The sequence below is a fragment of the Terribacillus saccharophilus genome (assembly GCF_046592895.1).
Lineage (GTDB): Bacteria > Bacillota > Bacilli > Bacillales > Amphibacillaceae > Terribacillus > Terribacillus saccharophilus_D.
Genome location: NZ_JAWVPU010000002.1, coordinates 858982 through 871808 on the forward strand (window position 1 = coordinate 858982; position 12827 = coordinate 871808).

Sequence of the window (12827 nt, forward strand, 5' to 3'; positions counted from 1 at the left end):
AATCTGCCGGCTATTCTAGTCTGCAGAAACACTGACGCCTTGTATATAAATGTTCACAGAGCTCGTCAGTACGCCCAATGCCCGATCCAATGTATATTTCACTTGGGACTGCACATTATGTGCAACCTCGGATATTTTCGTTCCATAACTCACAATGATATGCAAGTCGATCTGGACTTTGTTGTCCGCTTGGGTCACGACTATCCCTTTCGAGTAGTTTTCCCTGCGGAGAATTTCTGCTATGCCGTCACGTAATTGATGTTTGGAAGCCATACCGACGATGCCATAGCATTTTACTGCGGCGCTTCCAGCCAATGTTGCGATCACATCCGTGGCGATCGTGATATTTCCGTCTTCTGTATTCAGATGAAGGGTCATACGGCTCCTCCTAACACTTCTCAAATCTACTCCTACTATACTATATGGAAGCTCCATTTGAAAGCGGATTAAAATTAGCCCTTTTTACAATGCCAGCTAAACAGAATACTGTCAAGTAATTTTTCTTGATATATTTTTGTTAGATTATTGCATTACGTGCCAAGTTGTGATAAATTTGTTTAGTGTTACAAACTACTCGTCATATTAGGAGGGATAACATGGGACGCAAATGTGTAATCACAGGACGTACTACTCGTTCTGGTAATGCTCGTTCTCATGCCATGAACGCTAATAAACGTACTTGGAAAGCAAACGTTCAAAAAGTTCGCATCCTTGTTGATGGTAAACCTAAAAAAGTTTACGTTTCAGCTCGTGCGCTTAAAAAAGGTAACATCGAACGCGTATAAATAGCATTTCTAAAATACTTTTATGGTAGCATTCGCATGCGACAAAAAAAGCACCCTTGCAAAAGGAGTGCTTTTTTTGTGCTAGTCTTTTTTAAACGTTCCGATAAGGACACGGACGAAGCCACCGATGAACCTCGGGAGTTTAAAGGTATAGAATTTCATAAGATCCTCTTCCTCCTTTTTCCTGAGCAGCCTGACGCTGTAGCTTTTAAACATCCTTGCTCTTTATCATTATTACTATGCCTGAAGCGAATGAATAAGTACCAGTTTGTGCAACAAGCTCATTGGAGATGGACAATGTTTCACCCCAATGGATAGAAGCATCTGTTAAAGGATATTTAAAGCCAGTCAAAGTTAGACCAGTAACTTGCTCAGAGAAGGAAAGAAATGATACATAACGGTATGTATGATCTTGTTCGATATGGTATGTGCCCGGACGGTTCATGCGGATATCATTTTGCCTGTCGATGATGACGGCTTGTTCAAAAGTGTCGAGCAGGCGGTAAAGCATTTGGATGTTGATCAATTCATGATCGAGTCTTCCGCCGGTGACGCCATACACCGATACAACATGCGCACCGTATCCTTCTGCATAGCGAATAGCCAATTCAAGATCTGTTTCATCCTTTTCCGGGGGGAACATGATCACTTCATCTGCATATTGACGGATCAGCACGATATCTTCTTCCGATACAGAATCAAAATCCCCGACTGCCAGCTTCATCCGGATACCAGCAGATGCCAGTGCTTTCGCACCGGCATCCGCTCCAACCCATATATCATGCTTTTCAGCAAGTAAATCCGGCAGGCTGCCCGCACCGCCAACAAGCCCGATACTAAGCTTGTCACTCATAGATCATTCCGCCGCTTTCCGGATTGCTGCAATTGCTGCAGCCCGATCTTCCTGATTATAAACAGCGCTTCCTGCAACAAGCACATCCGCTCCTGCCGCAGTACATAATCCAGCTGTTTCGATATTCACACCGCCATCGATCTCGATTTCAAAATCAAGTTCCAATGCTTCGCGAAGTCGTGACAGCTCTTCCACTTTCTTCAGTACGGAAGGAATGAAACGCTGACCGCCAAAGCCTGGGTTCACTGTCATCAACAATACCATATCCACCTCAGGCAAGATTTCTTCGATCAAGCTGACTGGAGTGGCTGGATTCAATACGACACCAGCTTTTGCGCCTTGTTCTTTGATCATCATGATCGTCCGGTGCAAATGAACACAAGCTTCCTGATGTACGGTGATGATATCGGCTCCTGCATTGACGAACGATCCGATATATCGTTCTGGATTTTCAATCATCAAATGGACATCAAGAGGTAGTTTTGTCACTGGACGAATCGCCTCTACGATCAGGGGACCGATTGTGATGTTCGGGACGAAATGACCGTCCATCACATCGACATGGATGTAATCGGCTCCGCCGTTTTCTACATCCCTTATTTCATTTGCCAAATTGGCGAAGTCTGCTGAAAGGATAGATGGTGCGATTTTTGTCATGATTAATACCTCGGCTTTCTCGATTTGATTTCCTCCAGGAACTGCAGATAGTGCGTGTAACGGTATTCTGGGATATCCCCAGATTCAACCGCTTGTTTCACCGCGCATTTAGGTTCCTTATGATGCATACAGCCTCTGAATTTACAGTCTTCTTCGCGCTTCCTGAATTCAGGGAAGCAAGAAGGCAGCTCTTCGGCTTCCAGTTCGGTGAACTCCAGTGAACTGAATCCCGGCGTATCCGCTACAAGACCGCCGCCGATCGGTATGAGCTCCACATGCCTTGTCGTATGACGCCCGCGTCCAAGACTTTCGGATATTTCATTCGTTTCCAGGTCGAGGCGCGGATCGATTGCATTCAGCATCGAAGACTTTCCGACACCTGATTGACCTGCAATGACCGAAATCTTATCTTTCATATGCAGCTGCACTTGCTCCAGATTCGTTTCTTCTTTGGAAGATAGCATTTCGACCGAATAGCCGATCCGCTGATAATCCGCTTTAAAGGCTTCTATTTTATCCATCTGATCTGCTGACAGCATGTCCATTTTCGTGATGAAAATCACTGGCTCGATATGCTTTGATTCAACCAATACCAGGAATCGGTCAAGCAATGCTGTACTGAAATCGGGCTGAGCTGCCGATGTTACGATGATGGCCTGATCGATATTGGCGATTGGCGGCCTGACAAGCTCATTCTTTCGGGGAAGCACATCCAAGACATATCCTTCTTGCTTTGTCTCTGCTTCGAATTCCACTTCATCACCGACAAGCGGGGTTATCTTTTGTTTGCGAAAGACCCCTCTGCCGCGGCATTGGTAGGTCTCTCCGTCATCTGAAAGCACATAATAAAACCCACTCAGTGCTTTCATAATCTTACCTGATGGCATTTATTCACCTTCCCTGTCTTCATACGGTACCGTTTTTTCCAGATAAACTTCATCATCCCGCAATACGCGGTATTCGGCTTCTCCGCCTGCTGGAATGCTGAGTGTCAGCGAAATTTCCTCATCTTCGGTAATCTCGCGTTCATCATAAAGCTCCGTTACATCATGATCAGCATCCCCGACATATATTTGCACCTTTTGTGGGGCAGGTTCGTCCTGCCCCTCTTCTGTTGTTTCTTCTTCACTCGCTTGTTCCTCAGCCGGTTCATAAGGAACTGTGAATGTCACAGTATGTGTTGCGGGAGGCAGGTTTTCCGGACCAGTCGAGACGTACACATCGACACTGCCATTATCTTCGATCGATTGGCCTGCCCCTGGTTCATGCCGGATGACGACACCCTCATCGACTTCATCGGATGGCTGCTCGATGAAATTGCCGTTCAGGTTGTTCTTATCCAGATACGTTTGTGCTTTTTCTTCTGACATTCCTGAAAGATCGGTCAGCGTCACTGCTTCCGGTCCTTTGCTGACTTCAAAGATGACGGTTGTATCTTCCGGAACAACCTTGGTGCCCGCTTGAGGCTGGATTTGAGAGATGATCGTACCTACCGGCTCATCCGAAAACTCTTCATATGAGCGGACATTCTTATATCCTTTAGCATCGAGTGATTTTTCCACTTCGGAGAATGTTTCGCCCTCGTAATCATCAAAATCTTCCTTTTCTTTGCCGATGCTCGTGTAAACCGTGACACTGCTGCCTTCTTTGATGGCACTGCCTGCTGTAGGGTCGGTTTTCACCACATTCCCTTCTTCGACAGACTCAGATGCCGTCGCTTCACGTTTCACATGCAAATCCAAGTCGGATAGCTTATCAACGGCATCTGCATATGATTCCCCAGTGACATCGATCATGGTGACTTCTTTCGGCGCAGTCGCAAGAACAAGACCCACTCCGGCTCCTGCCAGCAATACAATGATGACCGTCAGCCATAACAGGACTTTCCAGCGTTTTTTCTTCTTTTTCGGTTTTGGTTGTTCTGTTTGCTTCGGCGGGTTCGTCTGACCGTTGTGTACGATCGTATCTGCCAATGATGCTTTATTCAGATCTTTTTCTGAAATGATCGGAATTGCTTTTGTCGTTTCCCCGTCATCCTTTGGCGGTGTGAAGCGCGGCTCAGCTGCCCTGGCTGGATCTTGGCATGTTTCCAAATCTGCTTCCATATCGTAAGTGCTCATATAACGATAAAAAGGATCCTTCGTCGTTGCCTTCAAGACGATGTTTTCCACACTTTGCGGAATATCGCCAGCCCAGCGTCTGACGGATGGTGTCTCGGTTTGCAAATGCTTCAAAGCGATGCTCACTGCAGATTCACCAGAGAAAGGCAGGCGTCCGGTAAGCAATTCGAACATGACGATACCAAGCGAATACACATCCGATTTCTTTGTTGCTGTACCTCCCCGAGCTTGTTCCGGGGACAAATAGTGGACAGAGCCAAGCATGGCATTCGTCTGTGTCAGCGACGTCGCGCTCAAGGCTGTCGCAATTCCGAAGTCGGTCACCTTCACTTTACCAAAATCATCAATCAATATATTCTGCGGTTTGATGTCGCGGTGGACGATTCCGTTCGCATGGGCATGGGATATTGCCGAAGTGACTTGTTTCATGATATCGACTGTATCAGGTACAACGATGGAACCATGTGTGTGTATGTATTGCTTCAATGTCATGCCGCTGACATATTCCATGATCATATAGTAGATGCCATCTTCATCGCCTACATCATAGATGGTGACGATATTCGGGTGAGAAAGACTGGTAGCCGCATGGGCTTCCCGGTGGAATCTGGCGATGAATTCATCATCGTTGGCATATTCCAGTTTCAGGACTTTAATGGCGACTTCGCGATCGAGGATGATATCTTGACCCAGATAGACATTTGCCATACCGCCTCCGCCGATCAGACGGTGTATTTCATACCGTTCATTCAGCGTACGTCCTTCGAGCATGCTATGCACCCTCCCGGACAGGTGTATCAGCCAAATCGGCGATGATCAGGGATATATTATCTTCTCCGCCACGTTCATTGGCAATCGTCACAAGACGAGCTGCGATATGTTCGATTTCTTCTCCGGATGTGAGGTATTGCAAAAGCTCTTGCTTATCGATTTTATTGGATAGTCCATCCGAACATAATAACAGGCGATCCCCGGCTTCCCAGGTGATCGATACCAAGTCCATCTCCACATCCTGATCTGTGCCAAGGGCGCGCAGCAGGACATTTTTTCGGGGATGATGCTCGGCATCCTGTTCTGTTATTTCTCCAGAGCGGACCAGTTCATTCACAAGGGAATGGTCCTCCGTCACTTGTTTGAATCCTTCTTCATTGAGCAAATAGCAGCGGCTGTCGCCAATATGGGCAATGGTGACAAAATCATCCGTGCAAACGGCAGCGACGACTGTCGTCCCCATCCCTGACAATTCTTCACTTTCCTGCGATGCTCCATACACGCTTGTATTGACATCCTTGATTGCCTGCTTGATAGCTTCTTCGGTCTGCTGCGGTGAATCGAAGACTGCAGCGGTTTCCCACCAGCTGCGCAAATGGGAAATTGCCAGCTGACTGGCCACATCGCCGGCTTTGTGGCCGCCCATGCCATCTGCAATCACTGCTAGATATTGTGCATTGGAATTAGAGAAAACACCGCCTGCATCTTCATTGTGACTTCTGATTTGCCCGCGGTCAGTAATGAAAAAACCTCTCACGCTCTTCACCTCATCATCTATTTGCATTCTGTTTGCTGCTCCAAATTCATCCTACCACATTTTTTATCCTTTTCTAACAAGTCGGACAAGGAAAAAGCCATCGGTATCGAAATCCTGTGGAAAAACTTGCAGTCCTGCATCCGTCAATCCTGGTGCATGCCGCACCACTTCCGGAAGGTCGTTGTTAAACTCGGGATCGACCTCGAATTCAGGATGCTTCTCCAAAAAGGCACGGACGACCTGTTCATTTTCCGCTTGATCCACTGTACACGTACTGTAGACAAGTTTTCCGTCTTTTTTCAGGAGCGGAGCCACTTCTTCCAGTAAATCTGCCTGAATCGAAGCAAGTGACAGGACATCCTGTTCCGTTTTGTGGTACTTGATATCAGGTTTGCCTCTTAGCACGCCTAATCCCGAGCACGGTGCATCTAGCAAGATACGGTCGAAACTTTCAAGATCATGTTTCTCCTGCAGGTTGCGCGCATCCGCCTGATTGGCTTCAATGATCGTCAGTTTGAGCTTTTCTGCTTTTTGCTGCACTTGTTTCGCTTTTTTCGCATGCAGATCATACGCGTACAGCTTGCCTTCATTTTCCATCGTCTCCGCGATATGCGTCGTTTTCCCACCAGGTGCGCTGCACGCATCCAATACAGTCATACCAGGTGCTGCATCCACCATTTGACCAGCAAGCATGCTTGTTTGATCTTGGACGGTCACTTGATTGGAAAGGAACAGATCACTTTTCAGGATATTGCCTTCTTCAATGATGATGCCTTGCGGATTGATAGCGGAAGCACGGACAGTGAATCCTTGGGACTCCAGTTCCTCCATCGCTTCCTCACGCGTCGCAAGCATCGGCTGTACACGTACTGCGATCGGCTTCTCCACTTGATTCACTGTACACATTTCACGTGCGGTGTTCTCGCCGTATTGCTCAATCCAGCGTTCCACAAGCCATTTCGGGTGACTTGTTTCCAAAGAAATACGCTCTGCTGGATCTTCTATGCTATCCAGCTTAGGGAACCCTTTTCGCTGTGCATTGCGAAGAACGGCATTCACAAGTGAAGCTATACCTTTATGTCCGCGCTGTTTAGCGATTTCCACCGATTCATGGATGACGGCATGATCAGGTACCCGGTCCAATACGTACATTTGATAAAACGCGGATAATAACAGCCACTTCGCCCATGATTCCAATTTCTTCGAAACAAATTGACGGAGAAAATACTCCAATGTCAGTTTATAAGATAATGTCCCATAAACGATTTCAGTCAGCAAGCCAGAATCCCTGCTGTCAAAACCTTTATTACGGATTGTCTGGTCAAGCAGCAAATGACTGTAGCCGCCTTGGTCTCCGATGCGTGTCAGCAATGTGACGGCTGTGTCACGCAGTTCATACTTCTTCATGCTGGCCCAGCCTTTCTCCAGCTTGCATGTCTTTGCCGACACCGCGCAGATAGTCTGCTGCTGTCATTTGTTTCTTACCCGCCGGCTGTACTTGAGTCAATTTGACTGCTGTATTGTTTCCGCAGACAACGATGATGCCATCCGACTCGATCGCAGCGATGCTTCCTGGTTCGCCGTCGTACTTTTGATCCAGCAGTTCGCTCCACCAAATCTTGAAAGGCTTATCTTTATATGTCGTGAAGGCTACTGGCCAAGGGTGCATGCCACGGATATGATTGAATACTTCCCAGTTCGTACGGTTCCAATCAATCACTTCTTGTTCCCGTTTGATTGTCGGGGCAAATGTTACTTTGTCTTCCTCCTGCTGGATTGGAGTCACGGAACGATCAAAAATGTCAGGCAGGATATCGTGCACCATTTCCGCGCCAAGAACTGCTAGTTTATCGTGCATCGTCCCGACATGGTCTTCCATTGTAATCGGAACGGAGCGCTGCAGCAGCATATCGCCGGCATCCAGTTTTTCCACCATATACATGATCGTTACGCCAGTTTCGGCTTTTCCTTGCTGGATGGCGTAATGAATCGGCGCTCCGCCACGCAATTCCGGCAGCAGACTGGCATGTACGTTGATACAGCCATATTGCGGATAATCCAGCAGCGCTTTTGGCAGTATTTGTCCAAATGCAGCCGTTACGATCAAATCAGGCTCATAGGAGAAGATTTCTTCATAGCTTTCCTTGATTTTCTCCGGCTGATAAACCGGAATTCCGTGCTTGAGGGCTTCCTCTTTCACGGGTGAGCTGGTCAGGATGCGCTTGCGTCCTTTCGGGCGGTCCGGCTGGGTGACGACAAGCACCACCTCGCACTCCTCCTCTGTCAGCTGTTTAAGTACGGGCACCGCAAAATCCGGTGTACCCATGAATACGATACGTTTCATTCTAATAAGCTCCTTTCCTACATGAGCGAATACGGCTGTAAATCAACATGTATTTGCAAATCTTCTTTTTTCCGTGCGTCTTCGTAATGGTGGAGTATCCTCCTGATCACATCACGAAGATTCGGTTCGTTTTTGTATTTTACCATGCACTGGAAGCGATATCTATCTTTGATCCGCGCCAAAGGTGATGGGGTCGGGCCAAGTATCCGCACTTGGTCGGACAAATGCTTTTGCAGCAGCTGGACGATCGTTTGTGTCGTCTGCATCGCCTTCACTTGGTTCTGATGGCTTATCGTCATCAGTGCCAGATAATAATAGGGCGGATATTGAAAGGCACGGCGCGTCCGCATTTCCGTCTCGAAAAACGGCCGGTAATCGCCTGCTGCTGCGAGTTCGACACTATAATGTTCAGGCGAGTACGTCTGGATGATGACTTCACCAGGCAAACTATGCCGTCCTGCCCGCCCGCTTACCTGCGTCAGCAGCTGGAACGTTTTTTCTGCAGCCCGGAAATCCGGCAGATGCAGCATCGAGTCCGCAGCCAGGACACCAACGAGCGTCACTTTCTCAAAGTCCAGTCCCTTGGCGATCATCTGGGTACCGAGCAGGATATCAGCTTCGCCTCGACCGAATGCACCAAGCAGCTTTTCGTGCGAGCCTTTTCTTCTCGTTGTATCGACATCCATTCGAATGACACGCGCTTCCGGAAGCAGCTGTGTGAGTGCTTCCTCTACTTTTTGTGTTCCTGTTCCAAAATAACGGATCGTATCGCTTTCGCATTCGGGGCAGATGGAAGGAAGTGGCTCTTCATAGCCGCAATAGTGGCATTTGAGCTGTTCGCTGCTTCGATGATACGTCAGTGTTATATCACAATGAGGACATTCGACAGTATGACCGCAATCACGGCACATGACAAAAGTGCTGTAGCCGCGGCGGTTCAGGAACAATACCGTTTGTTCCTTTCTCAAAAGCCGCTCTTTCATCTGCTCCAAAAGTTCCCGCGAAAAGATCGAGCGATTGCCGGCATGCAGCTCATCCCGCATGTCGATGATTTGATAATCCGGCATCGCCGCCTGGTTCACACGTTCCGGCAGCTCCAGCATATGATAGACACCTTTTTCCGCTCTGGCAAACGATTCAAGCGATGGCGTCGCGCTGCCTAAGACGATGGGCGCATTGTGGTACTTTCCGCGGAAAATAGCAATGTCCCTGGCATGATATTTCGGATGATCTTCTTGCTTGTAGCTTGTTTCATGCTCTTCATCGATGATGATGATACCAACATTTTCAAAAGGAGCAAAAATGGCGGATCTTGCGCCGACAGCAACTTTCACCTGTTTACGTTGGATTTTCCGCCACTCATCGTATTTTTCCCCAGTCGATAAAGCGCTGTGGAGAACAGCTACTTCTGAACCGAATCTCCCTTTAAAGCGATTGACTGTTTGCGGCGTAAGCGCGATTTCAGGTACAAGCACAATGGCTTCCTGCCCTTTCTCCAGCACTTGTTGGATGGCTTGCAAATATACTTCTGTCTTTCCGCTGCCCGTTACACCATGCAGCAAGAACACTTCATGACGATCAATTTCGATGCTGTTCAGTATTGGCCGCAGCGCTTCCGCTTGTGAATCGGAAAGCTGCAGTGGCTGTGTCCGTTCAATCTGCCTATCTTCATAAGGATCTCGCAGCACTTCTTTATCATAAGCGTGCAGGAATCCTGCTTCGAGCAATGGCTTTAATGTAGAAGAAGTTGTTTCATACATATCAAGCAGCTGCTTTTGGGGAATCGGACTTGGCTCCTCGATGAAATGTTCAAGCAACGACCTTTGCTTCATCGCCCGGGCATTCACTTGTCCAAGTGCTTCCTGAAGTTCTTCTGCAGACTTGTTTATGTCAACCATGCGGATCGTTTTTTTCGTTTCCTTGGAGTTGACTTGATAATGCATCTCGATCTGACCAGCTTTGATTGCTTGCTGAAGTGTGGATAACGAAACACCGCTATGTTCGAATTGTTCATAACTGGCTGTGTTTGTTTCCTGGAATAGCGGCTGCAGTGTATCCGGTACATCACCAGTCTGGATAAGCATCTTCTTGTACTTTGCTTTCATGGCTTGCGGCAGCATCGCCTGCAATGCCGTGATATGGAAGCTCAACGTCTGCTCCCCCATCCACACGCCCAAATCGAGCAATTCAGGAGTCAGTGCCGGAAGTAAATCCATCGTCTCTTGTATTTCTTTCAGTTTGTCCACTTCCGCAGCGCTACCGATTTCCAATATGAATCCCATGATGCGGCGATTCCCAAATGGTACGATAACGCGCATCCCAGGCTGCAGCACCTGAATCATGCTTTCAGGAATCAGATAATCATACACGCGGTCGGTCTGACTCGCCGGGACGTCGACAACAACCTTCGCGATGTTCATTTTCTGTCAGCCTCCATGTCCAAGATGATTTCATCCAGGATCTGATTTGCAATTTGTTTCTTTGCTGCAGAAGGAAGATGCTTTTCCTTGCCTTCTTTATTCAAGTAAATCACTTCATTGTTGTCAGATTGAAACCCGCCGCCTGCTTGTCCGACCGTATTGACGCAAATGGCATCCAGACGCTTTCGTTCAAGCTTTCCTCTTCCATATGCAACTGCATCATTCGTTTCTGCAGCAAAGCCGACGAGAAACTGATGCTGCTTGCGCTGTCCGAGTGTCTGCAATATATCGGTCGTGCGTTCCAGTTCGATCGTCAAGCCGCCATCTTTTTTCTTCAGTTTGCTATCAAACGTTTGCGCAGGTCGGTAATCGGCAACAGCGGCCGCTTTTATGACGATATCCTGATGATCGAATGCAGTGAGCACTGCCTGGAGCATATCTTCTGCACTCTTCACATCAATCCGCTTCACGCCTCTTGGGAGAGGAAGCTGTGTCGGTCCGCTCACAAGCGTCACATCTGCTCCGCGATCAGCTGCCGCTTCCGCGAGGGCATATCCCATCTTACCTGAAGAATGATTTGTGAAGAATCGGACAGGATCGACGGTTTCCTGCGTCGGTCCGGCAGTAACCAGCACATGCTGTCCTGTTAGATCTCGCACGGATTCTGCTCTTTGTTCCAGAATCCGAATGATGGATTCGGGTTCTTCCAGCCTGCCTTTTCCGACATAGCCGCATGCCAGGTAGCCTGCTTCTGGTTCAATGAAATGATAACCCCAATCATCGAGCTGCTGCATATTGCGAATCACAGCAGGATGCGCATACATATGTACATTCATCGCAGGAGCAATATAAACAGGTGCTTCTGTCGCCAGCAGTGTGGTAGTCAGCATATCATCGGCTATCCCATTTGCAAGTTTACCAATCAAGTTGGCTGTGGTCGGTGCCAACAGGAATAAGTCCGCTTTATCAGCCAAATCGATATGGGCGATTTTCTCCGGATGCTTTTCATCAAAAGTATCAGTATATACGGGATTTCGGGATAAAGCCTGGAACGTCAACGGTGACACAAACTCCGCAGCATGTTTCGTCATGATCACATGAACATCTGCACCTTTTTGTGTCAGCTTGCTTGTCAGTGCACACGCCTTATACGCAGCGATTCCTCCGGAAACACCAAGACAGATTGTTTTTCCAGCTAAATTCATTTTGCTTCCCCCTCCATATGGACAATAAGAAAGAAACCCCCGCTTGGTGTTCACCATCGCGAGGGCATCTCCATCGGATGCACCTGGCATCCTCACCTTTTATTCTTCTGTATATTCCAATTGGTCAGCTTGAATTTCCTCCAGCGCGATACCAACATACTTATGTGATTTCGGGTTTGCAATCTTCGTTGTTTTTGTCTCTTGCAGCTGACGTGCACGCTGTGACGACAAAGTGACCAAAGTGTATTTCGAATTGATTTTTTCCTGTAGTTTATCAATAGACGGTTCTAGCATCATATCAATTAACCTCCAATGCTTTCTTATATTCTTTTGCAACACGTTCGCGCTTGCAATGCTCACTCTGAACGATGGACTGGATCTTCGACACGGCATGATCAAGCTGATCATTGACGACGACATAATCATAAGCATCCATCATCTCGATCTCGTCCCGGGCAGCATTCAGACGATTCTTCACAAGATCCGGCGTCTCTGTCCCGCGGCCGACGATACGATTCTTCAATTCCTCAAGGCTTGGCGGGATGAGGAAAATGAAAACACCTTGCGGGAAGTTTTCTTTGACCTGCAGCGCACCTTGCACCTCGATCTCGAGAAAGACATCATGTCCTGCTTCCAATGTTTCTTCCACATAATCACGCGGCGTACCATAATAGTTATCCACATATTTCGCATATTCCAAGAGCTTATTCTGTTGGATCAGATTCTCGAATTCTTCTTTCGATTTATAGAAATAGTCCACGGCATCTTGTTCACCCGGCCGCATATTCCTCGTCGTCATGCTGATGGAGTACCGAAGATGTGTGTCCTGTTCGAATAATGCCTTCCTCACTGTCCCTTTTCCGACACCGGAAGGTCCGGACAGGATGAAAAGGATTCCCTTCTGTTCAATCATGT

The 12827-nt window shown here is 47.7% G+C and carries 14 protein-coding genes; 1 reads left to right on the forward strand and 13 read right to left on the reverse strand.

The window, feature by feature from the left end; all coding sequences use genetic code 11:
- Nucleotides 1-15: 15 nt before the first annotated feature.
- Complete coding sequence (locus tag SFC66_RS10125; protein WP_411218562.1) at nt 16-378, reverse strand: Asp23/Gls24 family envelope stress response protein; 363 nt, start codon at nt 376-378, stop codon at nt 16-18.
- 218 nt (nt 379-596) lie between these two features.
- On the opposite strand from SFC66_RS10125, the gene rpmB reads away from it, so the two are divergent.
- Nucleotides 597-785, forward strand: coding sequence for a 50S ribosomal protein L28 (gene rpmB / locus SFC66_RS10130; RefSeq protein WP_038560076.1), 189 nt, complete (start codon nt 597-599; stop codon nt 783-785).
- Between the two features lie 81 nt (nt 786-866).
- Here the strand turns inward: rpmB and spoVM are convergent, their stop codons facing one another.
- From spoVM to gmk, 12 genes are all read right to left on the reverse strand, one after another.
- Nucleotides 867-1001, reverse strand: coding sequence for a stage V sporulation protein SpoVM (gene spoVM, locus SFC66_RS10135; RefSeq protein WP_411218563.1), 135 nt, complete (start codon nt 999-1001; stop codon nt 867-869).
- Nucleotides 994-1638, reverse strand: coding sequence for a thiamine diphosphokinase (locus SFC66_RS10140; RefSeq protein ID WP_411218564.1), 645 nt, complete (start codon nt 1636-1638; stop codon nt 994-996). Before SFC66_RS10140 ends, spoVM begins: the two co-directional genes overlap by 8 nt.
- Before the next feature lie 3 nt (nt 1639-1641).
- Nucleotides 1642-2295: a ribulose-phosphate 3-epimerase gene (gene rpe, locus SFC66_RS10145; protein WP_411218565.1), complete on the reverse strand. Its 654-nt coding sequence runs from the start codon at nt 2293-2295 to the stop codon at nt 1642-1644.
- A 2-nt stretch (nt 2296-2297) separates the two neighbouring features.
- Entirely contained in the window at nt 2298-3182 is an 885-nt protein-coding gene (rsgA, locus tag SFC66_RS10150; protein ID WP_411218566.1) for a ribosome small subunit-dependent GTPase A, read from the reverse strand.
- Complete coding sequence (gene pknB / locus SFC66_RS10155; RefSeq protein ID WP_411218567.1) at nt 3183-5186, reverse strand: Stk1 family PASTA domain-containing Ser/Thr kinase; 2004 nt, start codon at nt 5184-5186, stop codon at nt 3183-3185.
- Between the two features lies 1 nt (nt 5187).
- Complete coding sequence (locus tag SFC66_RS10160; RefSeq protein ID WP_411218737.1) at nt 5188-5943, reverse strand: Stp1/IreP family PP2C-type Ser/Thr phosphatase; 756 nt, start codon at nt 5941-5943, stop codon at nt 5188-5190.
- Nucleotides 5944-6006: 63 nt separating this feature from the next.
- A complete protein-coding gene (rsmB, locus tag SFC66_RS10165) occupies nt 6007-7350 on the reverse strand; it encodes a 16S rRNA (cytosine(967)-C(5))-methyltransferase RsmB (RefSeq protein ID WP_411218568.1) in 1344 nt (447 codons plus the stop codon).
- Complete coding sequence (gene fmt / locus SFC66_RS10170) at nt 7337-8287, reverse strand: methionyl-tRNA formyltransferase (protein WP_411218569.1); 951 nt, start codon at nt 8285-8287, stop codon at nt 7337-7339. Before fmt ends, rsmB begins: the two co-directional genes overlap by 14 nt.
- Before the next feature lie 17 nt (nt 8288-8304).
- Nucleotides 8305-10707, reverse strand: a complete 2403-nt coding sequence (gene priA / locus SFC66_RS10175; protein WP_411218570.1) for a primosomal protein N' — start codon at nt 10705-10707, stop codon at nt 8305-8307.
- A complete protein-coding gene (coaBC, locus tag SFC66_RS10180) occupies nt 10704-11912 on the reverse strand; it encodes a bifunctional phosphopantothenoylcysteine decarboxylase/phosphopantothenate--cysteine ligase CoaBC (protein ID WP_411218571.1) in 1209 nt (402 codons plus the stop codon). The genes priA and coaBC overlap by 4 nt, the downstream gene beginning before the upstream one ends.
- A gap of 99 nt (nt 11913-12011) precedes the next feature.
- Nucleotides 12012-12209, reverse strand: coding sequence for a DNA-directed RNA polymerase subunit omega (rpoZ, locus tag SFC66_RS10185; protein ID WP_095214652.1), 198 nt, complete (start codon nt 12207-12209; stop codon nt 12012-12014).
- Between the two features lies 1 nt (nt 12210).
- Nucleotides 12211-12825, reverse strand: a complete 615-nt coding sequence (gmk, locus tag SFC66_RS10190) for a guanylate kinase (protein ID WP_411218572.1) — start codon at nt 12823-12825, stop codon at nt 12211-12213.
- Nucleotides 12826-12827: the final 2 nt, after the last annotated feature.

What these genes read in the sequence shown, in the direction of transcription:
- gmk (WP_411218572.1), bottom strand. Translation starts at nt 12,825, where the DNA reads ATGATTGAACAGAAGGGAATCCTTTTCATCCTGTCCGGACCTTCCGGT.
- rsmB (WP_411218568.1), bottom strand. Translation starts at nt 7,350, where the DNA reads ATGAAGAAGTATGAACTGCGTGACACAGCCGTCACATTGCTGACACGC.
- rpoZ (WP_095214652.1), bottom strand. Translation starts at nt 12,209, where the DNA reads ATGATGCTAGAACCGTCTATTGATAAACTACAGGAAAAAATCAATTCG.
- rpe (WP_411218565.1), bottom strand. Translation starts at nt 2,295, where the DNA reads ATGACAAAAATCGCACCATCTATCCTTTCAGCAGACTTCGCCAATTTG.
- rpmB (WP_038560076.1), top strand. Translation starts at nt 597, where the DNA reads ATGGGACGCAAATGTGTAATCACAGGACGTACTACTCGTTCTGGTAAT.
- fmt (WP_411218569.1), bottom strand. Translation starts at nt 8,287, where the DNA reads ATGAAACGTATCGTATTCATGGGTACACCGGATTTTGCGGTGCCCGTA.
- coaBC (WP_411218571.1), bottom strand. Translation starts at nt 11,912, where the DNA reads ATGAATTTAGCTGGAAAAACAATCTGTCTTGGTGTTTCCGGAGGAATC.
- rsgA (WP_411218566.1), bottom strand. Translation starts at nt 3,182, where the DNA reads ATGCCATCAGGTAAGATTATGAAAGCACTGAGTGGGTTTTATTATGTG.
- spoVM (WP_411218563.1), bottom strand. Translation starts at nt 1,001, where the DNA reads ATGTTTAAAAGCTACAGCGTCAGGCTGCTCAGGAAAAAGGAGGAAGAG.
- SFC66_RS10140 (WP_411218564.1), bottom strand. Translation starts at nt 1,638, where the DNA reads ATGAGTGACAAGCTTAGTATCGGGCTTGTTGGCGGTGCGGGCAGCCTG.
- priA (WP_411218570.1), bottom strand. Translation starts at nt 10,707, where the DNA reads ATGAACATCGCGAAGGTTGTTGTCGACGTCCCGGCGAGTCAGACCGAC.
- pknB (WP_411218567.1), bottom strand. Translation starts at nt 5,186, where the DNA reads ATGCTCGAAGGACGTACGCTGAATGAACGGTATGAAATACACCGTCTG.
- SFC66_RS10125 (WP_411218562.1), bottom strand. Translation starts at nt 378, where the DNA reads ATGACCCTTCATCTGAATACAGAAGACGGAAATATCACGATCGCCACG.